The organism is Mesorhizobium sp. M7A.F.Ca.US.014.04.1.1, assembly GCF_003998745.1.
GTDB classification, from domain to species: domain Bacteria; phylum Pseudomonadota; class Alphaproteobacteria; order Rhizobiales; family Rhizobiaceae; genus Mesorhizobium; species Mesorhizobium ciceri.
The window spans coordinates 639-26,592 of the sequence record NZ_RZRW01000012.1 but is presented as its reverse complement, the minus strand read 5'-3'; the positions used below and the strand labels follow the sequence as shown (position 1 = coordinate 26,592).

Genomic DNA, 25,954 nt, shown 5'->3' with positions numbered 1-25,954 from the left:
ACTGGCTGCTGATCTTCGCCGCCTGCGTGGCGCTCGCGATCATCTATCCGTTCTTTGTCGGCGGGTATCAGCTGACCGTGATCCGCGACGCGCTGATCTTCGGCCTGTTCGCCGCGAGCCTCGACTTCTTCTGGGGCCGCACTGGAATCCTGTGTTTCGGCCACGCTGCGTTTTTCGGCATCGGCGGCTACATCATGGCGCTGATCACGCTCAACGATGCGATCTCCTTCGCCAGCCTGCTTGGCATCATCGGTGCGGTGGCCGGTGCGGCCTTGGTCTCCGCCATCATCGGCTACTTCCTGTTTTTCGGCGGCATCCGTGGCAGCTATTTCACCATCGTCACGCTGGCCATGGGCGTCATCTGCCAGCAGGCGGCGGTCTCCTGGAGCTCGGTCACCGGCGGCGACAGCGGGCTGATCGGCATTCCGCCGATTGCCTTCGATGTCGGCGGGCTGCACGTCGATCTCAGCCAGGACCTGCCCAGCTACATCTTCGTCTCGGCCATCGTCGCGGTGACCGTGCTGGCGCTGTGGTCGATCAGCCGTGGCCGCTGGGGTACGGTGCTGACCGCCATACAGGACAATGAAGTCCGGGCAGCAGCGCTCGGCCACAATGCGCCGTTGCGGCTGCTCGTCACCTTCGTCCTGTCGGCGGCGATCGCCGGCCTTGCCGGCGCGCTCTATGTCTGCATGGCGGGGTTGGTGGCACCGGATCTGTCCGGACTGCTTCTGTCGACGGAAGTCATCGTCTGGGTGGCGGTCGGCGGGCGCGGCACGCTGCTGGGGCCGGTGCTCGGCGCCATCTTCATCCAGCGTGCGCAGCAGACGATCAGCAGTTTCAACCCGAGCCTGTGGCCGCTATTGCTCGGCTGTGTCTTCGTCATCATCGTCTTCGTCCTGCCGGACGGCATCCTGTCGATCTACGCGCGACTGAAAGCCCTGTTCAAAGGCGGGAGGCGCGCACAATGAGCGACATCCTGCTCCAGGCCGAAAATGTCGGCATCCGCTTTGGCGGGCTGCAGGCGCTGGAGGCCCTGAACCTCACTGTACGCGACAAGGAACTCTGCTGCATCATCGGCCCGAACGGCGCCGGCAAAAGCACCTTCCTCAATGTGTTGACCGGTACGCTGCGCCCGACCAGCGGCAGCGTGCGCTTCCTCGGCCACGACATAGCCGGCCTGCCGCTGCATCGCATCGCCCGGCTCGGCATCGCGCGCAAGTTCCAGATCCCGTCCGTCTTCCCGAGCCTCTCGGTGGAAGACAATGTGAAGGTCGCCCGCTGGGGGGCGCCCTCGCCTGTGCGCCCGGTTGGCGAATTGCTGGAATTGGTCGCGCTGAGCAATCGCGCCGCCACACCGGCCGGCGAACTCGCGCATGGCCAGAAGCAATGGCTGGAGATCGGCATGGCGCTGGCAATCGAGCCGCGGTTGCTTTTGCTCGACGAACCCACCGCCGGCATGACGCCGCAGGAGACGCTGGCGACGGCCGATATGCTGCTACGCCTAAAGGGCGAGTTCTCGATCGTCGCCGTCGAACACGATATCCGCTTCGTACGGGCGCTGAACTGCGAGACGCTGGTGCTGCATCAGGGACGCCGCCTGCGCAGCGGTCCTTTCCATGACATCGAGACCGACGAAATGGTCCGCGATGTCTATCTGGGGAGGCGCTGATCATGCTGCGGACAATGGCGGTGTCAGCCGGCTACGGCCCGCTCCCGGTGCTGAACGGCATCGACCTCAGTGTCGCGCCAGGCGAAGTCGTCGGCCTGCTCGGCCGTAACGGCGCCGGCAAGACGACGCTGCTGCGCGTCATCGCCGGCGGCTTGCGAGCGAGCGGTGGCGCGGTGGTTCTCGGTGACAAGGACCTCACGAACGCGCCGGCCTTCCGCCGCGCGCGGGCAGGCATTGCGCATGTGCCGCAGGGGCGCGGGATCTTCAACCAGCTGACGGTGCGGCAAAACCTGGAGGTCGGCACCCGCGCTGCCAAGGACCGTGGCGACGGCGGCATTTCGGCCGACATCTTCGGCTATTTTCCGATCCTGCGCGAGCGCGAAGCGCAGGTCGCCGGCACGCTTTCGGGCGGCCAGCAGCAGATGCTGGCGATCGGCCGCGCGCTCTGCGGCCTGCCGTCGGTGCTGCTGCTCGATGAGCCTTCGGAAGGCATACAGCCGAACATCGTGCAGTCGATCGCCGAGCTGGTGCCGCGCATCGCGCGCAAACGCAGCATCGCGATCGTGCTGGTCGAGCAGAATCTCGATCTCGTTCTCAAGGCATCGGACCGCTGCCTGGTGATGGAGAAGGGCAGGATCGTCCATGAAGGCGCGCCGGAGGCGTTCGCCGACGAGACCCTGCTGAAGGATCTGTTGGCCCTATAAGGCGCGCCTGAAGCGCGCCTGGGAGCTTGTTGACTTGTAAGGCGTGCATGGGGCGCGCCTGGGACTGGAAGGGAACACAACAATGATAAGCAGAAGAACTGTCTTGAAATCCGGCGGCGCCGCGGCCGCTTTCGCCATGGTCGGTGCGCCGTCGGTCCTGCGCGCCGCCGACACCGTCAAGGTCGGCCTGTCGATCCCGATCACCGGGCTGCAGGCGATCCTCGGCGAGACGCTGCTCAATTGCTACAAGCTCGCCGCCGCCGAACTGAACGCCGCCAATGGCATTGGCGGGCGCCAGGTCGAGTTGTTCATCGAGGACAACCAGACCACGACCAAGGGTTCCATCGACAAGGCGCGCAAGCTCATCAACGAAGACAAGGTCGACGTGGTCATGGGCACGATCATTTCGCCGGAGCGAAGTGCTACGCTGTCGGTGACCTCGAAGGCCAAGAAGCTGTTCTTCTACCCAACCAATTTCGAGGGCGGCGAATGCAACCGCTACTTCGTCGCCACCGGCCCGATCCCGATGCAGCAGGTCGACCCGATGATGCCGTGGGTGGCCGAGACCCTCGGCAAGACCATCTACGTCATGGCCTCCGACTATGCCTGGCCGCAGAAGATGACCGAGGCGATCACGGCGGCTTACGAAAAGGCCGGCGGCAAGATCATCGGCGCCGACTACTATCCGTTCGGCACCACGGATTTCGGCCCGGCCTTCCAGAAGATCAAGTCGCTGAAGCCCGATGTCGTCTGGTCGATGGTGGTCGGCAACGACGCCGTCACCCAGCTCAAGCAGTATCGCAGCTTCGATATCAAGCAGCCGCTGATCGCACCGCTCGACGAGGTCTTCAACAAGGACGCGCTGCCGCCCGGCGTCGCGGCCGGCACCTACGCACCGCAGCCTTACTGGATGGCGCTCGACAATCCGGTCAACAAGAAGTTCATCGCGAGCTTCCGCGAGAAGTTCGGCAAGGAGAAGATGGTCAACGGCATCGGCGAAGCCGGCTACAACGGCCTGCATCTCTACGCCCTGGCCGCCGAGAAGGCCGGATCGCTGAAGGACGATGATGTGCTCAAGGCGCTGCCGACGATCGAGTTCGACGCGCCGCAAGGCAAGATCCGGGTCGATGCCAGCAACAACCACACGCTCTGCCATTCCTATGTCGGCAAGGCGGCCGCAGACGGCATCAGCTATGAGATCGCCAAGGATTTCGGGACGATCGCGCCGGCCACCCCTTACTGCAAACTGTAGGCGCTTCGGCAACAGCTCCAGGTAATCCTGACGGCGGCTTTGCCGCCGTCAGCTCGCTTGCGGCGCAGGCAGCCGCTCGCGCAATTCGTCGACAAGCACCCTGGTGTTTTCGGGATAGTCGATGGGCACGACGACGAGGTGCACGCCGCCGCCGGTGAAGGCCCGTTCCAGCGCCTGCCGCAAATCGGCGATCTCGCCAACTCTTGTCCCCTTGGCTCCGTAGGCCTCGGCATATCTGACGAAGTCGGGATTGCCGAAGGTCATGCCGAAATCCGGAAATTCGTCGACCGCCTGCTTCCAGCGGATCATGCCATAGGCATGGTCTTCGAGCAGCAGGACGACGAGATTGAGCTTGAGCCTGACGGCGGTCTCCAGTTCCTGGCTGTTCATCATGAAGCCGCCATCGCCACAGATGGCCATGACACGGCGCTGCGGATAGAGCAGTGCCGCCATCATCGCCGACGGCAAGCCCGCGCCCATCGTGGCCAGCGCATTGTCGAGCAGGATCGTGTTTGCCATGCGGGTGCGGTAGTTGCGCGCGAACCAGATCTTGTACATGCCGTTGTCGAGGGCAAGAATCCCATCCGCCGGCATCACGGCGCGCACGTCATGCACGATGCGCTGCGGCGTGAAGCGATCTTCGGTGGCGCGCGCGGCGATGCGGCTCAGAATGCCTTCCCGCAGCGGCAGCAAGGCCTGTGCATTGGGGACCTTGCCCTCGATGCGGTCGGCCAGCAGCGCCAGCGAAGGACCGAGGTCGCCGACGATTTCGGCTTGCGGGAAATAGACCTGCTCGACATCGGCTGAATGGTAGCCGACATGAATGACCTTCGGCCCCTTCGCCCCCATGATGAAGGGCGGCTTCTCTACCGTGTCGTGACCGACGGTGATGATCAGATCGGCCTGTTCGATGGCCTCGTGCACATAGTCGCGCTCCGAAAGGGCTGCCGTTCCCATATAGAGCTCCGTGCCGCCAGGCACGGTGCCCTTGCCCATCTGCGTGGTGAAATAGGGAATTTGCGTCCGCAGCACGAACTGGGCGACATCGGGAGTCACGCGCGGTCGCGACGCCGCCGCACCAAACATCAGCAGCGGACGCCTGGCTTCCATGATCATACGGGCGGCGCGATCAAGCGCGCCCGGGCTGGCCAGCGGCAGTTCGACCGGATGCGTTGGCACGAGTGCTACCGGTTCACACTCGGCCGCCGCAATGTCTTCCGGCAATTCAAGATGTACGGGGCCGGGACGCTCTTCCTGGGCGACACGGAAAGCTTCGCGAACCAACGAGGGGATCATCTTCGGCGAAACGATCTGACGCGACAGCTTGGTCAGCGGCTTCATCGCCGCGACGATGTCGACGATCTGGAAGCGCGCCTGCCGGGATGACAGGATGCCTTTCTGGCCGGTGATCATGATCATCGGCATCGCGCCGAGCAGCGCATAGGCCGAACCGGTCGAAAGGTTGAGCGCGCCCGGGCCAAGCGTGGTGATGCACACACCCGGCTTGCCGGTAAGCCTGCCATAGGTGGCGGCCATGAAAGCGGCTGCCTGCTCGTGGCGGGTCAGGATCAGCTGGATCGAGGAGCGGCGGATGGATTCGACGATATCGAGATTTTCTTCGCCCGGAATGCCGAAAATCCGCTCGACCCCTTCGTTCTCGAGGGCCGCGACGAACAGATCCGAACCTTTGGTCATGACCACCTCTCCCGCAACATTCCGTCGGCCACCTTCATATGGCATCGGAACGCGACGCCTCAAAGAGGCATCTTCGGCTGCGGGTCAGAGGCGCGCGTTGCAACTCGCCGCTTTCGGCGAGGCGAAAAGTTCCTTCGGCGCAGACCATTGGCTGATCGGTGCGCCGCGCGTGCCGGTGATCAGCGAACGCAGTTCTGACAGATAGGTCTGCACGAAGAACGAGGTCTGGCTTTCCAGCGGCGTATAGGGACCCGGCCGGTAGGCGCGCGACATGATGCCGTCGGCATTGTCCTCGGTGATCTTCTTGTCCTGCACCGTGGTGACGTCCCACATCCAGCTGATCGCATCGGCGTCGATGTCGCCATCGGCGTCCTTGTCGACGAGCCAGGTCAGAATGACGTCGGTTTCCGTGGCGCTGCGCGGTATCATCTGGAACAGCGTGACATAATCATTGGCAGCACTTGCAAACGACAGGCGTCCGAGGCGGAAGCCGCTTTCGCCACCATCATAGGCGTGACGGCCGCCCATCAGGCATGAGACCCCCTCACCTGTATTGGACAGCGTGTTGCGGCCGGATCCGATCGGCTTGCGGTGCATGGCAAACGGCATCGTGTCGAGGTCGCCAGCCTGCCACGCGCCCTTGTGGAACTCGGCATCGCCGATGACGCTGTGCCAGGCCTCGATTTCATTCTGCCACTCGACCGCCTTGTCGGCGTCGCGGGTCGCGGTCACTTTGACATGGCCGTTGACGCGGTAATATTCGGGGTGGGCCGGCCGGCAGTGATAGCATTCGAGGAAGTTCTCGAGCACCAGCTTCCAGTTCGCCTTGGTGAGATAGTTCTTGCGCGCGACGATGCGTGCACGGTCAAGGCCGTTTTCGCGCAAGCCGCCGGTCAGCCCGTCCGCGACAGGCTGGATGTCGGGCAGCGAATTGGCATCAAGGCCGCAGAACACGAGGCCGCCGAAACTCTTGCAGGGTACGCGGTGCAGTCCCAGCGCTTCCGGATCGACGCTTTCCGGTAGATCCTGCCGTGACTGCAACTCGCCGGTCAGCCTGAACGACCAGGCATGGTAGGGGCAGACCAGAAGCTTGCCGCGACCATCCTTGGCGCAGAGCCGCGAGCCGCGATGGGTGCAGACATTGTAGTAGGCCGCGATGTCCTCCTCGCCGTCGTCGAAGCGCACGACGATGATCTCCTCGTCGAAAAGCTGGCGCACGATGTAGCGGCCTTTTTCTGGGACCTCGCTGGCATGGGCGACAAGCATCCATTGACGCGGAAACCACAAGTCCCGTTCCAGCGCGAAGATGGCAGGGGCCGCGTAGAAGGCCTGTTCCAGCGACCAGTCCGGACGTTGCCGGTCGATCAGCCTGACGGTCTCGCTTCTGTCGATAGGCTGGCTGTTCGATGTGTAGGCCTGCACGGCAAACACCTTTCTGCTCGCTGGCGTTCGAATGACGTTTCGATAGAGTGTGCGATGCGGAAAGGCTTGCAGCAAATACAGAAATGATAGACATTCATATCGAAAAGGCATGAAAGCAGGTTTGGATCGTGAAAACCCTCAAGACATCGCTTCCCCTGCTGAACGCCATGGTCGTCTTCGAGGCTGCCGCCAGGCATGGCGGGCTGACGCTGGCCGCACAGGAGCTCAACATCGCACAATCGGCGGTCAGCAGGCATGTCGCCAATCTCGAGCGCCAGCTGTCGGTCGAGCTGTTCACGCGCAGAGGCAACCGCGTCGCCGTCACCGGGGCCGGCAACACGCTGGCCGAAGCGATCCGCGAGGGTCTCGGCACCATCAGGCAAGCGGTCGAGGATTTGACCGCGCACGACAGCGATACATTCGTGGTCGGCTGCAGCCACGACTTCGCGCAGGCATGGCTGATGCCGCGCTTCGGCCTCATCACATCGCAGGTTGCCGATGGCCGGGTGCTGCTGCAGACATCCACCGACTACAGGGATTTCGACCAGCCTGAAGTGGCATTGTCGATCCGTTTCGGCGAAGCCGGGCAATGGCCCGACTTCGTGACCGAAAAACTGCTCGAGGGTGAGTGGTTCCCGGTTTGCGCGCCGGCGTTCCTGGCGCGTTATCCGGCGCTCGCCTCGGAAGAGCCTGAGGCTTTCCTGGCAGTGCCGCTGCTGCATCAGGTGACGCCGCCGGGCGCGATCGACAGTTGGCAATCGTGGGTCGGAACCGACCGGAAACTCGACGGACCTCGGTTCACCGGCTACATGTCGATGATACACGAAACCATCGCCGGGCGCGGCGCGGCGCTCGCCTGGGCGGGATTTGCCGACGAGCATCTGCGCCGCGGCCAGCTCGTCCGGCTGACCAAGACCTCGCGGCGCCACGCCGGCTCCTTCCACATCGTCATGAGGAAGAACGCCGGCCCGGTTGTCAGGGCGGTGGCGCAGGCGCTGCTCGGCAGCGTCGGCGACAGCTTGCAGGCAAGCGCCGGGGGCAGCTGACGATCAGGCCTCGCGACCAAACCGCGACGCCTCGTGACGCGCGCCCCAGGCCGGCATGGCGGCCTCGATCTCGGCTTCCGACTTGAAGGCGTTGGAGGCGTAGCGATCGACACGGAACCGCTCGACGGAAACGAACGGGGTCTGCCCGAGAACCAGTTCGCAAGAGAGCCGGCCAAGACCCGGTCCATGGGTGACGCCGCTCTCATTGTCGCCACCGACGACCACGATATTGTCGCTGCCGGGGACTTTGCCGACGATAAGGTTGTTGTCGGGCGTGTAGCACGGCACGCCTTGCGCCCAGCTCGCGATCGTCGAACCGCGCAGCGGCGGGAACACCGTCTGCAACTCGGCAAGCTCCTGCTCGGAGGTTTCCTGCATCAGCCCGATATTGTGCGGCTGGCCGGGTTCGATTTCGCTGTCGTTCGTCTTGTTGAGAGGTTTGTAGTGCCGGCCGGTTCCCCACATTATGGCGCCGAATGTCTCGCGCAGCCACAGCCGCAATTCGCGGCACTGGACGGTGGGAATGGTCGATGGCAGCCCACGGTCGTCGGTGACGATGCGCGTTGCAACGACGCGCAGCAGCGGCAACTGCCAGCCAAGGCCTGACAGGACCTGGTTGTTCCAGGCGCCGGCGGCAACAATCACGCCATCAGCCTCAAGACCGCCCTGGTCGGTCTCGATCGTCACCCGGTCGCCGGCATCATGGACGGCAGTCACGCGTGTGTTGCTGCGGAAGACGCCGCCGAGCTCGCTGATCTGGCCGGTCAGCACCCCCATCGCCAGCTTGGTGTCGAGCTGGATGCCGTGCGGATTGTAGGCCGCCGAATGGACCCGGGCCGGATCGATGAGGCCCTGCATCTTCTGCCCGATCTGCACGGCGTCCAGGTCCTGCATTTCCGGCGGCGCATAGGGAGAATCCAGCACCGGGCGGACGAAGCGTTCGCGCCCGTCCTCGGTCAGCGCCATGATCAAGGTGCCGTTCGGCCGATAACCAATCTCGGCGCCGACCTCGTGCAGCCTGCGATAGAAATCGAGGCCATATTGCTGCAGCTGAAAGCCCTCTTCACCGAGCGGGATCATGCCGGCGGACCAATGGGAGACGAAGCCAGCACCGGCGCTTGTGGTTGCGGCACCCGGCTGGCCGGCATCGATGACCGTCACCCGGCGCACGCCGGACCGCAGCAGATGGAAAGCCGCGCTGCAGCCGATGATGCCGCCGCCAATCACCGCGATATGCCTGCTATCGCTGCCGCCATGGCTTCCGTTTGAACTCATCTTTGTTCTCCCTTTTGCCGATGTTCCGGTCGGAGCGACATACAGCGACGGCGACCATACAGGCTCGTCCCGGACTGTCTAGACACATGTGTCTGTGGCCTGATACTTGATGCGCACTGCATCTGGATCACACGTCCGGAACGCCGCTTGATCCGGCTTTCCGTTGTGTTGTGTCGCCGAGAGAGCGAGGAAAAAGTGAGCGTTTCGACAGCCGCCCAGGCCATTTTCGACAGTGAAATCATATGGGACGCGCATTCCGGCTTCATGCCGGACCCGGCGGCGGACCTGAACAATCTGCAGATCTGGCGCGACGCCGGCATCGACTATCTGTCGATCGATGTCGGCTTCGACCTGTTGCCCTGGGAGCAGACCGTGCGGACGCTCGCAAATTTCCGCCACTGGATCCTTGCCAATCCCGAGCACTACACGCTGGTCTCCTCCGTCGCGGAAATCCGCAAGGCCAAGCTTGAAGGCAAACTGGCGATCACCTTCGACATCGAGGGCATGAACGCGCTCGACGGCCGCGTCGAGATGGTCGAGTTCTATCACCATCTGGGCGTCCGCCAGATCCTGTTTGCGTACAACAGGAACAATCTGGCCGGCGGCGGTTGCCACGATGTCGAGACCAGCCTGACGGCGTTCGGCCGCGAGGTCATCGACGAGATGAACCGTCTCGGCATGTTCGTCGACGTCACCCACACCGGCTATCGCACCTCGATGGAGGTGATGGAATACTCCAACCGGCCAGTCATCTTCTCGCACTCCAACGCCAAGGCCTTGTGCGGCCATGGCCGCAATATCACCGACGAGCAGATCAAGGCCTGCGCGCGCACCGGCGGCATCGTCGCGATCGTCGGGCTCAATCGTTTCCTGGGAGAGGGACGCACGGACTCGGACAGGCTGGCTGACCACATCGAATATCTCGTCGACCTGGCTGGCCCAAATCATGTCGGCATCGGACTGGACTACGCCTTTCCGGTTGATGTCAAAGGCATCGACCGCATCATTTCCGACAATCCGCAATTCTGGCCCAAGAGCGAATATCCGGAGGGGGCGACGACCTACGCGGCTCCAGGTCAGATGCGCGAACTGACCGAGGTTCTTCTGCGCCGCGGCCAGTCCGAGCAGACCGTGCGCGATGTCCTGGGCGGCAATTTCATGCGCCTGGCGGCTGAAATCTGGAAGTGAGCGGCGGCCGAGAGGCCTATCTCCGCTACAGCTCTTGATCCAGGCCCCACCGAATGGCGGGCCAGGCCATATCGTCTGCGCGATCACATTCCGCCCGTGACTTGCCCAAGTCGACGCGCCGGCGGCGGTCGGAACAGATGTCGAGATTTTCCGCAAGATCGTCCGTATCCAAGATTCGGACGTGCCGGCAAAATTTTCGCTAGACATAGATGTCTATTATTAGCAGTTTTAGCGGACCGACACATTCGGCCCGGCTTGGAGAATGGCCTGCGGCCTGAAAACAAGACAACGAAAACAGCTGAGGGGTAGAGCATGTCCATTCTAGCCGACACCAGGGTTTCGCGCCGCAGCCTGCTCGCCGCAGCCGGCGCTTTCGGCCTCGCCTCAATGGTCAATCCAAAAGTTTCCTGGTCGAGCGACGGGCCGATCCTCAAGGTGCGCTCCTACGCCGACATCCAGACGCTCGACCCTTGCTTCCGGCTGGCGGCGCCTGAAGGCGACATCACCAGCGTCATCTTCGCCGGCCTCGTCGTCACCACGCCTGGCGACAGCTGGGGCTGGCGGCCGATGGCGGCGGAAACGATCAAGCAGCTCGATCCGCTGACCGTCGCCTTCCAGCTGCGCGACAATATCGGCTTCACCGATGGCTACGGCCAGATGACGGCCGAAGACGTCAAGTTTTCGATCGAACGCATCGCCGACCCAGCCAACAAGAGCCCCTATTCCGGCGACTGGGCAACGCTCAAGGAAGTCGAGGTCAAGGACAAGCTGTCGGGGCTGATCCACCTGAAACAAGCCTTCGCGCCGCTGTGGACGTCGACTTTGCCGACGCCGTCCGGCACCATCCTGTCAAAGCGCGCCATCACCGAGCTCGGTGGCAAGATGGGCGTCAAGCCAGTGGCTCAGTCAGGCCCCTACATCCTGAAGGAATGGCTGCCCAAGCAGCGCACGGTGCTGGTCCGCAATCCCGACTGGAAGTACGAGCAAGGTGCCTTCGCGGAAATCCACATTCATCCGATCGAGGACGAGAAGACCGCCGAACTCGGCTATGAGGCCGGCGACCTCGACTACACCTGGACCGCGGTCTCCTCGATCTCGCGCCTGAAGCAGACGCCGCCGCCGAAGACGACAGTGGTGGAGAAGCCTTCGCTGGCCTTTGTCTGGCTCGGCATGAACCAGGATGTCGCTCCCTTCAACAATCTCAACATGCGCCGCGCGGTTCAGTACGCCGTGGACCGCAAGGCGGTGGTCGATGCTGCCTATTTCGGCGCCGCCGCAACCGCCACCGGCATCATCGCGCCCGGCCTGCCCGGCCATCGCGAGAAGAACCTTTTCGATTTCGACCCAGACCGCGCCCGCGACATGATCGCCAAGGAGGGGCTGGCCGGCACGACGATCACGCTCGACATCCTCAACAAGACCGAGCGGCTGACCGCGGCGCAGGTCGTGCAGTCGAACCTGCAGGATGTCGGCCTCAATGTGGAGATCAAGCAGAACGACAGCGGCACCTTCTGGACGCTTGGCGCCAAGGAAGGCGACTACTGGAAGAAGCTGCAGATGATCATCAGCCGCTTCTCCATGCAGCCGGATCCGAGCTGGGCGACTGCCTGGTTCACCCGCGACCAGATCGGCGTCTGGAACTGGGAGCGGTTTTCCAGCGAGGAATTCGACAAGCTCAATGCCGAAGGCATGGTCGAGCTCGACCCGGCGAAACGCGATGTCATCTACAAGAAGCTGCAGGACCTGATGGAGGAGAACGGCAACTACGTTTTCCTGACGCATGAGGTCACCGGCATCATGAATCGAGACACGCTTGTGGCCGGCCTGAAGCCGAACGGCGAGCCCGTGTTCACCGGCTTCAAACCGGCATGATATCGGAGGGCGGGGCTCGCCCCCACCAAAGACCGTCCGACAGGTACCGAAAATGATCCGCTACGCCCTCAAGCGTCTGTGGCTTGGCGCCATCATCATCAGCGTCGCTATGATGATGATGTTCGCCATGGTCTACCTCATTCCCGGCGACCCGGCCTCCGTCGCGCTGGGGCCACGCGCGACGCCGGAGATGATGGAGGCGCTGCGCGTACGCATGGGCCTCGACCAGCCGGTGTGGCGGCAGTTCCTGCACTTCTACGGATCGGTCCTGCGCGGTGACCTGGGCACCGAGGTTCTGTCGAACCGGCCGGTGCTGGACGTGGTGATCGAGCAGCTTCCGTTCACGCTGGCGCTGGTGGTCGGCGGCATCACCTGGTCGGTGGCGCTTGGCATCCCGCTTGGCTGTATCGCCGCGGTGCGCCGAGGCGGCTTTGTCGATCAGGTGATCGGGGTTCTTTCGGTGGCGATGATCGCGGTGCCGTCCTTCGTCGTCGCCATCTATTCGCTGCTGGTGTTCGCGGTCGCACTGCAATGGCTGCCGGCGATCGGCGCCGGCGAACCGGGCGACCTCGCCAGCCGGCTCCAGCACCTCATCCTGCCGTCGCTGGCGGTCGGGCTTGGCTGGATCGGCTACATCTCGCGCATGGTGCGCGCCTCGATGCTGGAGACGCTGGAGGCCAGCCATATCCGCACGGCGCGCGCCTTCGGCCTGACAGAGCACCGGATCGTCTACACCTACGCGCTGCGCATTGCCGTGCTGCCCACGATCACCCTGCTCGGCGTCGGCATCGGCCACATGCTGTCGTCTTCCGTTTTCGCCGAAATCGTCTTCGCCCGCCCCGGCATCGGCAAGCTGGTCTATGAGGCGATCTCGGTGCGCAACTACCCCATCGTCTCCGGAGCCGTGCTGGTCACCACGGTCTTCTTCGTCCTCGTCAACGTAGCGGCCGACATTCTGGTCGGTATCTTGGATCCCCGTGTCAGATCAAGTTTCAACTGAGCTGTCTTCCGGCGGCAGCCGGTTGTCCGGATTGTGGCGCACCGTGCGCGGCATCATGCGCGAGCCGCTCGGCGCCGTCGGCCTGACGCTGGTGACGCTGGTGGTGCTGTCGGCGGTGTTTGCCAGCGCGCTGACCAGCTATGCGCCGAGCAAGATATCGCCGGCCGAACGCTTCGCTTCGCCGAGCCTGCTGCATCTGCTCGGCACCGACCACCTCGGCCGTGATCTTCTGACCCGGGTGCTCTATGGCGGGCGCGTCGCGCTCTTGATCGCGCTGGGCGCGACAGCGGTGTCGCTGGTCGTCGGCGTGGTGCTCGGGCTGATCGCCGGCTATGGGCCGCGCTGGCTCGACAATGTGCTGCTGCTGATCTTCGACGCCGTGAAGAGCTTTCCCACCGTCATGCTGGCGCTGACGCTGGTCACCCTGTTCGGCCCCTCGCTCTATGCGGTGGTGCTGGTGGTGATGCTGGTCAATGTGCCGGGCTATGCCCGCATCATCAGGACGCAGACGCTGGTGCTGAAGTCGGCCGAACATGTCATGGCGGCGCGCTCGATGGGCGCCAGTGCCGGCCGTATCCTGCGCGTCCATATCCTGCCCAACATCATCGGCCCGATCCTGATCCTGATATCGATGGACATTCCCGTGGTGGTGGCGATCGAGGCCGGCATGAGCTTCCTCGGGCTCGGCGTGCGGCCGCCAACGCCGAGCTGGGGCGCGATCCTCAATGACGGCTTTGCCAACATCCGCGATTCCTACTGGATCGTGATTGCCGGCGGCCTGCCCATCGTGCTGACCACACTCGGCTTCACCTTCTTCGGCGAGACGCTGCGCGACCTCTTCGATCCCCGGCTGAAGGGGCGGTCATGACGGTTCTCGCGATCAAGGATCTGAGCGTCGCCTTCCACACCGAGAGTGGGCGACTGGAGGCGCTGAAGCAGGTGAGTTTTTCCGTGCCGGCCAACCGCAGCGTTGGCGTGGTCGGCGAATCCGGCTGCGGGAAGTCGACGCTCATCAACGCCATTCTCGGCCTGCTCGCCGACAATGGCGAGATATTATCGGGCGACATCATCTTCGAGGGCGACAAGAACCTTGCCCGGCTCGACCCCACCGCGATGCGCGGCCTGCGCGGGCAAAGGATCGCCACCGTTTTCCAGGACCCGATGGGTGCGCTCAACCCGGTGCTGTCGGTGGGGCGGCAGATGCGCGACATCCAGTATCGCTCGGGTCTGTCGAAGCGGGACAAGGATGCGCGCTCGGTCGCCATGCTGCGCAAGGTTCGCATTCCCGATCCGGAAAGCCGGCTGACGCAGTTTCCGCACGAATTCTCCGGCGGCATGAAGCAGCGCATCGCCATCGCCATGGCGCTGATGATGGAGCCAGCGCTGCTGATCGCCGACGAGCCGACCACGGCGCTCGATGCGACGCTGGAGGTGGCCACCATCGAACTGCTCAAGGATCTGCAGCGCGACATCGGCTGCTCGGTGCTGTTCATCTCGCATCATCTGGGCGTGATCGCCGAACTCTGCGACGAGATGATCGTGATGTATGCCGGCGAGGTGGTGGAAAGCGGCACGACCCGCGAGATCTTCCACGACGCCCGCCATCCCTACACGCAGAAGCTGCTGGCCTGCGATCCCGCCCGGCTGTCGCAGCGTGTGCCCCGGCTGCCGACGATTGCCGGGACCTTGCCGGACCTGCGCCGCCGACCAAGCGGCTGCGTCTTCCAGCCGCGCTGCGATCGCGCCGACGCCCAATGCCTGACGACGCCTCCCAACGCCCCTGTCGGCGGATCTCATATCGCCCATTGCTGGCACGCGGACGTTCCACTGGGGGCCATGAGCGCATGAACGAAGACCTGCTCCGTGTCAGCGACCTGCGCGTCTCGTTTCGGGTTGGCGGCCTGTCCGCCAGGCTCGCGGGGCGGGCCACCGAAATCGAAGCGGTCTCCGGCGTCAGCTTCACGCTTCAACGAGGCAGCACCTTCGCGCTGGTCGGCGAATCCGGCTCGGGCAAGACGACGCTGGCGCGCACCCTCAACGGTCTTCAGCCGGTGAAAGCAGGCACGATCGTGTTCGAAGGACAGGAACTGCAAGGCCTGTCCAACGCCGCGATGAAACCGGTGCGGCGGCGCATGCCGATGATGTTCCAGGATCCGGTCGGATCGCTGTCGCCGCGGCTCAGCGTGCGCTCGCTGCTGTCGGAGCCTTTCGTCATCCACGGTTTGTCGGATCGCGATCTCAACGCTGAAGTCACACGGCTTCTTGCGCTGGTCGGTCTGCCGCGCGATTTCGCCGACCGCTACCCGCACCAGCTATCCGGCGGCCAGGCGCGCCGCGTCGGCGTTGCGCGGGCGATCGCGCTGGACCCGGTGCTGGTCGTCGCCGACGAGCCGACCGCCGGCCTCGACGTCTCCGTGCAGGGAGAGGTGCTGAACCTGCTCAACGACCTGCGCGACCGCATGGGCCTGTCGATGCTGATCATCACCCACAATCTGCATGTCGTGCGCCAGATCGCCGACCGCATGGCGGTGATGTATCTCGGACGCTTCGTCGAGCAGGGCGAAACCGAAGCGATCTTCCGTGCCCCGCATCATCCCTATACGGCGGCCCTTCTGTCCGCCAACCCCGAGCCCGATCCAGATCGGGTGCACCAGCGCATCACGCTGCCGGCTGACGTTCCGTCCTTGCTGGCGCGCCCCTCAGGCTGCGAGTTTCACACACGCTGCCCGCAGGCCGAGGGCCGTTGCGCGCTGGATGTCCCCGTCCCGGCCTCGGTCGGCGACAGCCGTCTAACCTGCCATTTCCCGCTGAACACATAAGGATCGCCACCGGCGCAAGTGTCGGCCGGGGCGTTGAGAGGAGCCGCCATGCAAGATATCCGCATCGTCACCGATTTCCCGCGCAAAATCCGCGAGATCGAGAATTTGTGGATTCCGATGCCGGATGGCGTCAAGCTGGCGGCGCGTGTCTGGCTGCCGGAAGACGCGGAGAGCGATCCCGTGCCGGCGATCCTCGAATATTTGCCCTATCGCAAGCGTGACGGAACGGTGGAGCGCGATGCGCTGACGCATCCCTATTTCGCCGGTCACGGCTATGCCGGCGTGCGGGTCGATATGCGCGGCTCGGGCGACAGCGAAGGGCTGTGCAAGGGTGAGTATCTGAAGCAGGAGCAGGATGACTGCCTGGTGGTCATCGAATGGCTGGCGAGGCAATCCTGGTGCTCGGGAAGCGTCGGCATGATCGGCATCAGCTGGGGCGGCTTCAACGGGCTGCAGGTCGCGGCCCGCCGGCCGCCGGCGCTGAAAGCCGTCGTTTCGCTGTGCTCGACCGACGACCGCTATAACGACGACGTGCATTATCTCGGCGGCGCGATGATGTGCGACAATCTGATGTGGGGAACCACCGCCTGGGCCATCGCCATGACCCCGCCCGACCCGCTCATTGTCGGCGACCGCTGGCGCGATCTTTGGAAACAACGGCTGAATGGCAATGGCATCTGGATGCAGGACTGGTTTGAACACCAGCGCCGCGACGATTTCTACAAGCACGGTTCGATCTGCGAGGAATATTCCGATGTCGAAATCCCGGTCTACGCCGTCGGCGGCTGGGCCGACGGTTATCCCAATCCGATCTTCCGGATGCTGGAAAAGCTAAGCGGTCCCCGTAAAGGGCTGATTGGACCCTGGGGCCATAAATATCCGCACTTCGCCATGCCGGGACCGCGCATCGGCTTCCTGCAGGAGTGCCTGCGCTGGTGGGATCAATATCTCAAGGGCATAAACACCGGCATTGCCGACGAGCCGATGCTGCGCGCCTGGATTCAAGATCCCGCACGGCCGGCAGCGATCTATGACGAGCGACCCGGCCGCTGGGTCGCGGAGCCGGCATGGCCGGGGCCGGGAATCGGCGAAAAGGTGCTGAACCTTGCGCCGCATGTGCTGAGCGAGGCCAGGGGCGAAGACACGATCCTGGAGATTTCATCGCCGCAGACGGCCGGCCTGTCGTCCGGCGCCTGGTGCGGTTATGGCGTCATGCCTACCTTGCCGGTCGACCAACGCACGGAAGAAGGCAATGCCCTGATCTTCGAGACGGCGCCGTTGACCGAAGCGGTCGAGATCCTCGGTTTTCCCGAATTCGAGGTCAAGCTCTCCTCCGACAAGCCGGTTGCGCTTCTGTCCGCCACGCTGTCGCAAGTGTTCCCGGAAGGTGCTGCCTCGCGCATCAGCTACGGCATCCTCAATCTGAGCCATCGCAACGATGATCTGGACATCGTACCCATGGTGCCGGGCCGGGCGGAGACCGTCCGCATCAAGCTGCGCTGCTGCGGGCAGCGTTTCGAGGCTGGCGAGCGTATCCGGCTGGCACTGGCGACATCGCATTGGCCGATCGTCTTTCCGACCGCCGAGCAGGCGACGCTGTCGATCCATTGCGGGGACAGCCGGCTGATCCTGCCGGTGCGCGCGCCGCAGAAGCTGGACGACACGCTGGGGGCCTTCCTGGCTCCGGAAAGCGCCGCGCCGATGGAGCAGGAGGTTCTGGCCAAGGGCGACGGTTTTCAGCGCTCGGTTTCGACAGACCAGGTCACCAGCGAGACGGTCTACCAAGTCGTCAATGATGGCGGCACGGTGCGGCATCCGCATACGGGAATCGTCCTTTCAGCGAAGCATGTCGACCGGTTCTCCATTCACCCCGACGACCCGACCTCGGCGGTCGGCACCTGCACCTGGGAAAAATCCTATGGCCGCGGCGACTGGCAGGCGCGCCTTTCAGTGACGGCGACGGTGCGCGCGCTGCGCGACGTCTGGCGGATCGAGACCCACATCACTGCCCATGACGGAGACGAGCGGATCGTCGACCGCAGCGAGGTCAAGGAGTATCGGCGCGATCTCAACTGAGCGGCGGCGATTGGCAATCAGGCCATCGATTTCGGCAAGGCGACGGCCAGCGCATCGACGGCCAGCCGCACCTTCAGCGGCAGATGCGGTGTCTGCAGCCAAAGCGCGTGGCAGTCGTAGAGATATCGCGGCTGGTCCGGCAACAGCGCCATCAGCGCGCCGGCCTGAATGCGGTCGCGTACCAGCCACCAGGGCAGCCAGGCCAGCCCCATGCCGTCGGCGGCCGCGTCAGCGATGGCATCGAGATCGTCGAGCCGCAGCCGTCCGGTTGGCGTGATCTCGAGCGTGGGTTGCCCCTCGCGCACAAACAACCACGGGTGAACGACCTGGCCGAGCCGGCGGTAGACAATCGCCTGATGGTCGGCGAGATCCTCGATCCGCTGCGGCTCGCCATGAATTCTGAGATAAGAGGGTGCCGCGCAGACGACCATGCCCTGACGCGCGACGCGACGCGCAATCACCCCCACCTTGTCGTCAAGAGTGCCGGTGCGGATTGCGAGATCGTAGCCGTCCTCGGCAAGATCCGCCAAGCGGTCGGTGAGCGACAGGTCGAGTTCCAGCATCGGATATTGATGGGCCAGCTTCAGCAACACGGGGGTCACGCAATGGCGCCCGAAATGCGCCGGCATGGTGACCCGCAGTTTTCCACGTGGCTCCGAAAACTGTTCGGCGGCGAGCGCATCGGCGGCTTCGGCCTCGGCGAGCACCACCCGACAGCGTTCATAGTAAGCGCGGCCGAAGTCGGTCAGGCTCTGCCGTCGCGTGGTCCGGTTGAGCAGCCGCACGCCCAGCCGCTCCTCAAGAAACCGGACATGCTTGCCGACCATCGGTCCGGAGAGATCAAGCGCGACCGCCGCGGCCGCGAACGAGCCGAGATCGACCGCCTTGACGAACACGGCCATGCTCTCAAGCCGATCCATATTCAGAACTCCTGGTTTCTACTGTTCTTCTCTTACAGCCATTTATCCCTGGCAAGACCGGCTGCATAGCTCATTCGGTTCAGATGATTTGGAGTATCCGAATGACACGCGTAGTTCGCTTTCACCAGCATGGTGGCCCCGAGGTTCTGCGCATCGAGGATGTCGCGCTTTCCCCACCGGGTTCGGGCGAAGTTCAAATCCGGGTCAAGGCACTCGGCCTCAATCGCGCCGAAGCGCTGCTGCGCGCGGCTTCCTATATCGAGACGCCGACGCTCCCCTCGGGGCTTGGCCTCGAGGCAGCGGGCGTCATCGAGGCTATTGGTGTCGGCGTGAAGGATTTCGCGCCGGGCGACAGCGTCAGTGTCATCCCGCCGCAATCGATGATCCGCTGGCCGGCCTATGGCGAGTTTGCCACCTACCCCGCCGGACTTGTCGTCAAGCATCCGCCGTCGCTCGACTGGCAGACGGCAGCGGCCGTCTGGATGCAGTATCTCACCGCCTATGGCGCGCTGATCGATATCGCCGGGCTGCACAGCGGAGACCACGTGGTGATCACCGCAGCCTCGAGCAGCGTCGGGCTTGCGGCAATCCAGATCGCCAACAGGGTCGGTGCAACAGCGATTGCGGTGACGCGGACATCGGCGAAGAGGCAGGCCCTGCTCGATGCCGGCGCGGCTGAAGTCGTCACCTTGGCCGAGGAGGATTTGGCGGCACGGCTGAATGAGATCGCAGGGCCTGAAGGCGTGCGCGTCGTGTTCGATGCGATCGGCGGCCCGATCTTCGAGCCACTCACAGCGGCCATGTCGCGTGGCGGCATCCTCATCGAATATGGCGGTCTCAGCCGCGAGCCGACGCCATTCCCGCTGCCAGCGGTGCTGAGCAAGACGCTGACACTGCGCGGCTACCTCGTCCACGAGATCACCGGCAACCCTGTGAAACTCGAGGCCGCCAAGGCGTTTATCGTCGAAGGTCTGGAGCACGGAACGCTGAGGCCGATCATCGACAGGACCTTCGCGTTCGACCAAATCGTCGAGGCGCACCGCTACCTGGAGTCGAACGAGCAGTTCGGCAAGATCGTAGTGACGATCTGAGATCGTGGTGACGATTTGAATCGTGGTGACTGCCTGAGCAACGCTGGCGAACAAATCATTCTTGCAGGGCAATATCGACCTTGAAGCCGCGGCTTTGCATCCCTAACTGTTCGGTGCGGGCCGGGCCCCTCTGACTGTCGCTTTTGGCGATTGTGATGTCGGACCGCTTTAACGGGCCCGTTTCCATTCTTTCGGTCAAGCGGGCTCATTCCTTTCGGTTTGGAGCCCCGTATGACATCTACTTCCCTCCTCGGTATGGTTTGCCCCTCCTGCCGCGTCGCGCTCGTGATGAGCGAACGCCAGGGTATCGAAATCGACTACTGTCCGCAGTGCCGCGGCGTCTGGCTTGATCGAGGAGAACTCGACAAGATCATCGAGCGTTCCGGCAGGGAAGCGGCGCCCGCGCCGCAGCCACAGCCGGCAGCATTCTCCCAGCCACAACATGGCCAGAGCCGCGATGACGATTATTCCCGCTCGCACGGTCACCGCTATCCAAAGCGGAAGAAATCATTCTTCGAAGAGTTGTTCGACTGACCGCATGATGCCCGACATCCAGGCCGGCACTTGCTGAAACTTCCGAAACCACATCGACAAAGGTTCATCTCCGATGATTTCCCGCACCAGCCGATTTGCAGCCCTCTTTGCAGGACTGTTCCTTGCATTCTCCATGGTTGCGATGGACCATGCCGAGGCCCGTCGTGGCGGCAGTTTCGGCAGTCGTGGCATGCGTACGTTCCAATCGGCACCGCCGACCAGGACGGCCCCAGCACCGACCGCTCCGGTCGAGCGGTCGATGACGCCCAACACCGGTGTGAACAACGCGGCCCGGCAGCCGCAGGCCGGCCTGCAGAGGCCCGGCTTCATGAGCGGTTTCGGTGGAACGATGATGCGCGGCCTGTTGCTCGGCGGCCTGTTCGGCCTGCTTTTGGGTCAGGGCTTCGGCGGCCTGGCCGGCATGTTCGGTTTCCTGCTTCAGGCCTTGCTGATCGGTGGCGCGATCATGCTGGCCATCAGGTTCTTCCGCTCGCAATCCGCGCGCGGCCCCGCGCCGGCGCTCGCAGGTGCCGGCAATGCCCAGGCTTCGCGATTTGAGAACCGCTCAACGGCAGGGCAGCAGACTGCAGGCTCCTTCACAATTCCCGGTTTCAGCGGCGGTTCAGGTGGAGGCTCTCCGGCCGCCGCCTCCGAGGAGATCACGCTGGCCCAGACGGATCTCGACGCATTCCAGCAGCTGCTGACCGATGTCCAGGAAGCATTCGGGCGCGAAGACCATGCCGCTCTGCGCCGGGCGGTTACACCCGAAATGGTATCCTATCTTTCGGAAGAGTTGGCCGACAATGCCCAGAAAGGTCTCAGGAACGAGGTGACTGATATCACCTTGCTGCAGGCCGACATCGCGGAAAGCTGGCGCGAGGATGAGCGCGACTACGCCACAGCCGCCTTGCGCTACGAATCTCGTGACGTGACGCGCGAACGGGCCAGCGGCAAAATCGTCGCGGGCGACGATGATCATCCGACAGAGACGACCGAGCTGTGGACTTTCGTGCGTGAGAATGGATCGAACTGGAAGCTCTCGGCAATACAACAGGCTTGAGCCTCGGGCGATTTTTGTGGGCGTTCAGCGCACGATCTTGACGCACATCGGCGTGCCGATCTCGATGGCGCGCCCGGTGTCGGTCAGTATGCCGCTGTCGGCGTCGCGGGCGAAGATCGAAATGCGGTCGCCATTCTGGTTGGCGGAAAACAGATGGCCGCCTGACGGCGTCAGCGCCAGGTTACGCGGGGTCGCGCCGCCGCAAGGGATATAGCTGACGAGGCTGAGCGACCCTGTCTGCTGGTCGACCGCCATGATGACGACGCTGTCATGGCCGCGGTTGGAGCCGTAGACAAAACGGCCATCCGGTGAGATCTGGATATCGGCGCAGTGGTTGCTGTCGCGTGCCTCGGCCGGCACCGCCGGCTTTGCGTCGATGATCGAGAGCTTGCCGGTGGCTTCGTCCAGCGCCATCGACACGATGGTCGAATCCAGTTCGTTCATGACGAAGACGAAGCGTCCGTTCGGATGCAGTGCGAGGTGGCGTGGACCGGCGCCGGATGGCAAAGCGGATTCGGTTAGCTTGGCCAGATTGCCCTCGCGCTCGATCCGGTAAGACACCAGCCGGTCGATGCCGAGGTCGGCGACGATGGCTGTTCCCCCGCCGATGGTTTCGGTGACGCTGTGCGCATGCGAGCGTTCCTGCCGCGCCACATTCGGGCCGCTGCCCTCATGCGAAACGCTGGCGAGCGGCGCCGACAAGGCGCCGTTCTCTTCGAAGCCATAGACAGCCACCGCGCGATCCGGGCCGCCCTCGCCCATGCCGTAATTGGCGACCAGCAGTTTTGTCCCGTCGCGGGTGATGGTGTTGTGGGCGGCTATGCTGCCGAGCGACGGTTGCTTGTTCAGATAAATGAGCGTCCCCGAAGCTCGATCGAAGCTGTAAGCTGAGACGGTGCCCTCGCGCCAGGTGAACACTTCCGAGTTGGCGTAGATCCGCGAGCCGTCCGGTGTCACCGAGAGGAAGGTCGGATTGTCGACGTCGTTGGTCTCGGCCAGTTTTCGTGTTTCCAGCGTCGTCTCGTCAAAGCTGTAGACGCTGAGGCCGACGCCCCGAGCGCCCTGAAAATACGGCGCCTCGCGGTTCAGGCTGCCGACAAAGACCAGACAATTCTCGCGCATGATTTCCTCCCCTACCCGCCTGCGCTTTGGCGCGCGGGAGCAGCCAAAATTTCGCCTGTTCACGCTTGCAACGCAACCCCATATGTGAAAATACTATTTACAAAAGAAGATTGACGGGAGGAGACGTCTTGTATTTCGACGCCTTGATGCGTTTTCCGACAGCTGTGACGTGCCCCATGCAGGTCTGGCGGTGCCGACCATGAACGATTTCGCACCTACCGTCGGCGTCGCCTCGACGCATCCCAAGAACATGCCCGGAGATCACGCCGCGCTGCCGGTGTGGAATGCCGAAAACTGGTTCTACGAGGACTGGCCCGTCGGCCAGAAGATCCGCTCGTTGCGGCGCACAATGGCCGAAGGCGACAGCCATTTGTTCAACACGCTGGTGCTCGACATCCACCCCTATGTGCAGGACCAGATGTTTGCCGAGAACGAAGGCATTTTCGGCAAGCGGCTGATCGCCGGCGCCTTTGTCTTTTCGGCTGGCCTGGGGCTGGTCGCCACCAACTGCGTCAATGCCTTCTCCTATGGCTACGACAAGCTCCGCTTCATAAAACCCGTCTTCATTGGCGACACGATCTATTCGATCCGCTCCAACCTCGACAAGAAGCCCCGCTACAAGGAAATGGGGCTGATCCGCGCCAGCTATGAGGTGTTCAAGGGCGAAGGCGAGTTGGTTCTCTATTGCGAGCATCTGCAGACGGTGAAGTACCGCAACCCGGCCGACTTCGTCGGCAAGACGGAGAAATAGCATGCCGGCAGCAGCCGAATTGCCGCTCGCCGGTCTCGTCGTCGTCGACATGAGCCAGTTCCTGTCCGGGCCCTATTGCTCACTCAGGCTGCTCGATCTCGGCGCCCGCGTCATCAAGATCGAGCGTCCGGATGGCGGCGACCTGTCGCGCCGGCTCTATCTCAGCGACACCGAGATCGGCGGCGATTCCACCATCTTCCATGCCATCAACCGGGCCAAGGAAAGTCTTGCCATCGACCTCAAGAACGAGACCGATCTCGAGGCGTTGCGCGGCCTTCTGGCCAAGGCCGATGTGCTGATCCAGAATTTCCGGCCGGGCGTCATCGAGCGGCTCGGCTTGGACTATGAGGCGGTCCGCAAGATCAATCCGCGGCTGGTCTATGCCTCGATCAGCGGCTATGGCGAAGACGGACCATGGGTCAAGAGACCCGGCCAAGACCTGCTGGCGCAGGCGCGCTCCGGCGTGATGTGGCTGAACGGCGATGAGGACCAAGGGCCGGTGCCGTTCGGTCTTGCCATCGGCGACATGCTGGCCGGTGCCGCCTGCGCGCAGGGCATTCTGGCCGCACTCGTGCGGCGCGGCATCACCGGCCAGGGCAGCCATATCGAAACCAGTCTCCTGGAAGCGCTGGTCGATTTCCAGTTCGAGGTGCTGACGACGCATCTCAATGACGGCCGCCGGCTGCCCAGGCGCTCCAGCTTCCGCAGCGCGCATGCCTATCTGTCGGCGCCTTACGGTGTTTACCCGGCCAAGGACGGATACCTCGCCATCGCCATGACGCCGATTCCCAAGCTGGCCGATCTCCTGTCGCTCAGCGAACTCGCACCCTATCGCGACAAGCCTGCGTCGTGGTTCACCGCGCGTGACGACATCAAGGCGATCATCGCACAGCGGATCGCCACCAAGACGATCGACGAGTGGCTTGATATCCTCGAGCCGGCCGACATCTGGTGCGCCAAAGTGCTGACCTGGCCGGAGATGCTGGCGAGCGAAGGGTTCCATTCCCTCGGCATGCTGCAGACTGTGACGCGCGAGGACGATGTCTCGATCCTCACCACCAGTTCGCCGCTCCGGGTCGATGGCATAAGAGCCAAGGCCGATCGGGCGGCGCCCCGCATCGGCGAGCACAGTGCCGCCATCCGCGCGGAGTTCGGCCTGTGAGTTCGCCCAAGCTCAAAGGCATGACCTGGAGCCATCCGCGTGGCTATGATCCGATGGTCGCCTGCTCGGCGCTGTGGCAGCAGAAGACCGGTATTGCCATCGAATGGGACAAGCGCTCGCTGCAGGACTTCGAATCCTTCCCGGTCGAAGAACTGGCGCGCGCCTATGACCTCATCGTCATCGACCATCCGCATGTCGGCCAGATCACGGCCGAAGGCTGCCTGGAGCCGCTGGATGTCGCCGGACGCGAGGCGGAACGCACGGCCCTTGCCTCGGGCAGCATCGGCCAGTCCTATCCGAGCTACAACTGGCAAGGACGGCAATGGGCTTTCCCGATCGATGCGGCAACGCAGGTCCAGGCATGGCGTCCGGATGCGATCGGTGCGCCACCGGCGCGCTGGAGCGAGGTGCTCGATCTCGCCCGGCAAGGCCGCGTGCTGCTGCCGCTGCGGCCGCCTCACGTGTTGATGGTGTTCTACACGCTTGCCGGGAATCTCGGGCATGCCTGCACGACCGATCCATCCGACGATCTGATCGATGTGGAGATCGGTAGCCAAGTCTTCGAGGCAATGCGCGAGATCGCAGCGCTGGTCGATCCCGCGTGTTTCGAGATGGACCCGATTGCCGTCTCCGAACGTATGGCGGAGGCCGGTTCCAGGTTCGTCTGCGCGCCACTGATCTATGGTTACGTTTCCTATGCGACGGCTGGCTTTCGGGCGAACCGGCTGGCCTTTGCCGATGTTCCGGTCATCGGTTCCGGCGGCCCGGTCGGTTCGGCGCTTGGCGGCACCGGCATAGCCGTATCAGCCTTTTCCAAAGCCAGGGATGCCGCGATCGACTTCGCCTATTGGGTCGCGAGCGGCGATGTCCAGCGTGGCGCCTATGCCGCCGCCGGCGGCCAGCCCGGCCATGCAGCGGCCTGGGAGGACCAGGCTGTCAATGAAGCGACCGGCGACTTCTATCGGGATACGCGCGCGACGCTGGAGGGTGCATGGGTGCGGCCGCGCCACGACGGCTACATGACTTTCCAGCAAGCAGCATCCGAACGCATCCTTTCCGGCATGACCTCCCGGCATCAAGCCCGACAGGTTGTTGCCGATCTCAATCGCCTGTTTCGGGAGAGTTCCCCGGTGCAGGTGTCCGGCGCTGCCGGTGGAGGAGCCTGAACCAAACCGAACGGAGGAGAACGAGATGACAGGAATGATCCGCGGCCTGCTGGCCGCAACCGCGCTTGCCTCGCTTGCAACGACCGCCTTTGCGCAGGATGTGCAAGGCGTCATCGGCGGGCTGCCCGCC

Annotated in this window: 23 protein-coding genes; 18 read left to right on the top strand and 5 right to left on the bottom strand. The window is 63.7% G+C overall.

Annotation, left to right across the window (positions count from 1 at the left end; translation table 11 throughout):
• The 4 genes from EOA22_RS01725 to EOA22_RS01710 form a co-directional block, all read left to right on the top strand.
• Window positions 1-968, top strand: a 968-nt coding sequence (locus EOA22_RS01725) for a branched-chain amino acid ABC transporter permease (protein WP_164755181.1), incomplete at its 5' end; no start/stop codon positions are given.
• Window positions 965-1,669 carry an ATP-binding cassette domain-containing protein gene (locus tag EOA22_RS01720; protein WP_013532995.1) on the top strand — a complete coding sequence of 235 codons (705 nt, stop codon included), beginning with the start codon at window positions 965-967 and terminating at the stop codon, window positions 1,667-1,669. The genes EOA22_RS01725 and EOA22_RS01720, both read left to right, overlap by 4 nt.
• Window positions 1,670-1,671: 2 nt before the next feature.
• Window positions 1,672-2,373 (top strand): ABC transporter ATP-binding protein, encoded by a 702-nt coding sequence (locus tag EOA22_RS01715; RefSeq protein WP_063167561.1) that lies wholly within the window; start codon window positions 1,672-1,674, stop codon window positions 2,371-2,373.
• An 82-nt stretch (window positions 2,374-2,455) separates the two neighbouring features.
• The gene (locus EOA22_RS01710) at window positions 2,456-3,625 is read left to right on the top strand and encodes a substrate-binding protein (RefSeq protein WP_063167560.1); all 1,170 of its coding nucleotides are present in this window, start codon (window positions 2,456-2,458) and stop codon (window positions 3,623-3,625) included.
• A 48-nt stretch (window positions 3,626-3,673) separates the two neighbouring features.
• On the opposite strand, the gene EOA22_RS01705 is transcribed toward EOA22_RS01710, so the two are convergent.
• Together EOA22_RS01705 and EOA22_RS01700 are read right to left on the bottom strand one after the other, a co-directional pair.
• Window positions 3,674-5,320 (bottom strand): acetolactate synthase large subunit, encoded by a 1,647-nt coding sequence (locus EOA22_RS01705; protein ID WP_063167559.1) that lies wholly within the window; start codon window positions 5,318-5,320, stop codon window positions 3,674-3,676.
• Window positions 5,321-5,404: 84 nt separating this feature from the next.
• On the bottom strand, window positions 5,405-6,742 hold the full coding sequence (locus EOA22_RS01700; protein ID WP_164745998.1) for an aromatic ring-hydroxylating dioxygenase subunit alpha: 1,338 nt from the start codon (window positions 6,740-6,742) through the stop codon (window positions 5,405-5,407).
• A 128-nt stretch (window positions 6,743-6,870) separates the two neighbouring features.
• Here EOA22_RS01700 and EOA22_RS01695 point away from each other — a divergent pair, with 128 nt between their 5' ends.
• Complete coding sequence (locus EOA22_RS01695) at window positions 6,871-7,788, top strand: LysR family transcriptional regulator (RefSeq protein WP_063167557.1); 918 nt, start codon at window positions 6,871-6,873, stop codon at window positions 7,786-7,788.
• Between the two features lie 3 nt (window positions 7,789-7,791).
• Here the strand turns inward: EOA22_RS01695 and EOA22_RS01690 are convergent, their stop codons facing one another.
• On the bottom strand, window positions 7,792-9,063 hold the full coding sequence (locus EOA22_RS01690) for an FAD-binding oxidoreductase (protein ID WP_063167556.1): 1,272 nt from the start codon (window positions 9,061-9,063) through the stop codon (window positions 7,792-7,794).
• Window positions 9,064-9,258: 195 nt separating this feature from the next.
• Here EOA22_RS01690 and EOA22_RS01685 point away from each other — a divergent pair, with 195 nt between their 5' ends.
• From EOA22_RS01685 to EOA22_RS01655, 7 genes are all read left to right on the top strand, one after another.
• Window positions 9,259-10,251 (top strand): membrane dipeptidase, encoded by a 993-nt coding sequence (locus EOA22_RS01685; protein WP_082826414.1) that lies wholly within the window; start codon window positions 9,259-9,261, stop codon window positions 10,249-10,251.
• 312 nt (window positions 10,252-10,563) lie between these two features.
• A complete protein-coding gene (locus tag EOA22_RS01680; protein ID WP_063167555.1) occupies window positions 10,564-12,123 on the top strand; it encodes an ABC transporter substrate-binding protein in 1,560 nt (519 codons plus the stop codon).
• Window positions 12,124-12,175: 52 nt separating this feature from the next.
• Window positions 12,176-13,123 (top strand): ABC transporter permease, encoded by a 948-nt coding sequence (locus tag EOA22_RS01675; protein WP_063167554.1) that lies wholly within the window; start codon window positions 12,176-12,178, stop codon window positions 13,121-13,123.
• A gap of 22 nt (window positions 13,124-13,145) precedes the next feature.
• A complete protein-coding gene (locus EOA22_RS01670; protein ID WP_082826413.1) occupies window positions 13,146-13,991 on the top strand; it encodes an ABC transporter permease in 846 nt (281 codons plus the stop codon).
• The gene (locus tag EOA22_RS01665) at window positions 13,988-14,971 is read left to right on the top strand and encodes an ABC transporter ATP-binding protein (protein ID WP_063167553.1); all 984 of its coding nucleotides are present in this window, start codon (window positions 13,988-13,990) and stop codon (window positions 14,969-14,971) included. The genes EOA22_RS01670 and EOA22_RS01665 overlap by 4 nt, the downstream gene beginning before the upstream one ends.
• On the top strand, window positions 14,968-15,942 hold the full coding sequence (locus tag EOA22_RS01660; protein ID WP_013533007.1) for an ABC transporter ATP-binding protein: 975 nt from the start codon (window positions 14,968-14,970) through the stop codon (window positions 15,940-15,942). The genes EOA22_RS01665 and EOA22_RS01660 overlap by 4 nt, the downstream gene beginning before the upstream one ends.
• A gap of 48 nt (window positions 15,943-15,990) precedes the next feature.
• Window positions 15,991-18,018 (top strand): CocE/NonD family hydrolase, encoded by a 2,028-nt coding sequence (locus EOA22_RS01655; RefSeq protein ID WP_063167552.1) that lies wholly within the window; start codon window positions 15,991-15,993, stop codon window positions 18,016-18,018.
• Window positions 18,019-18,035: 17 nt separating this feature from the next.
• Here the strand turns inward: EOA22_RS01655 and EOA22_RS01650 are convergent, their stop codons facing one another.
• The gene (locus EOA22_RS01650; protein WP_063167551.1) at window positions 18,036-18,938 is read right to left on the bottom strand and encodes a LysR family transcriptional regulator; all 903 of its coding nucleotides are present in this window, start codon (window positions 18,936-18,938) and stop codon (window positions 18,036-18,038) included.
• Between the two features lie 101 nt (window positions 18,939-19,039).
• On the opposite strand from EOA22_RS01650, the gene EOA22_RS01645 reads away from it, so the two are divergent.
• The 3 genes from EOA22_RS01645 (at window position 19,040) to EOA22_RS01635 (ending at window position 21,623) form a co-directional block, all read left to right on the top strand.
• Window positions 19,040-20,029 carry a zinc-dependent alcohol dehydrogenase family protein gene (locus tag EOA22_RS01645; protein WP_063167550.1) on the top strand — a complete coding sequence of 330 codons (990 nt, stop codon included), beginning with the start codon at window positions 19,040-19,042 and terminating at the stop codon, window positions 20,027-20,029.
• A gap of 231 nt (window positions 20,030-20,260) precedes the next feature.
• The gene (locus EOA22_RS01640; protein WP_024502504.1) at window positions 20,261-20,563 is read left to right on the top strand and encodes a zf-TFIIB domain-containing protein; all 303 of its coding nucleotides are present in this window, start codon (window positions 20,261-20,263) and stop codon (window positions 20,561-20,563) included.
• A 73-nt stretch (window positions 20,564-20,636) separates the two neighbouring features.
• Window positions 20,637-21,623: a Tim44 domain-containing protein gene (locus tag EOA22_RS01635; RefSeq protein WP_063167549.1), complete on the top strand. Its 987-nt coding sequence runs from the start codon at window positions 20,637-20,639 to the stop codon at window positions 21,621-21,623.
• 24 nt (window positions 21,624-21,647) lie between these two features.
• Here EOA22_RS01635 and EOA22_RS01630 read toward each other — a convergent pair whose 3' ends face one another.
• On the bottom strand, window positions 21,648-22,745 hold the full coding sequence (locus EOA22_RS01630; protein ID WP_063167548.1) for a lactonase family protein: 1,098 nt from the start codon (window positions 22,743-22,745) through the stop codon (window positions 21,648-21,650).
• A 199-nt stretch (window positions 22,746-22,944) separates the two neighbouring features.
• On the opposite strand from EOA22_RS01630, the gene EOA22_RS01625 reads away from it, so the two are divergent.
• The 3 genes from EOA22_RS01625 to EOA22_RS01615 are packed head-to-tail and all read left to right on the top strand — an operon-like array spanning window position 22,945 to window position 25,824.
• On the top strand, window positions 22,945-23,496 hold the full coding sequence (locus tag EOA22_RS01625; protein WP_013533014.1) for a MaoC family dehydratase: 552 nt from the start codon (window positions 22,945-22,947) through the stop codon (window positions 23,494-23,496).
• 1 nt (window position 23,497) lies between these two features.
• A complete protein-coding gene (locus tag EOA22_RS01620; RefSeq protein WP_063167547.1) occupies window positions 23,498-24,658 on the top strand; it encodes a CaiB/BaiF CoA-transferase family protein in 1,161 nt (386 codons plus the stop codon).
• A complete protein-coding gene (locus EOA22_RS01615) occupies window positions 24,655-25,824 on the top strand; it encodes an extracellular solute-binding protein (RefSeq protein ID WP_063167546.1) in 1,170 nt (389 codons plus the stop codon). Before EOA22_RS01620 ends, EOA22_RS01615 begins: the two co-directional genes overlap by 4 nt.
• Window positions 25,825-25,954 lie beyond the last annotated feature (130 nt).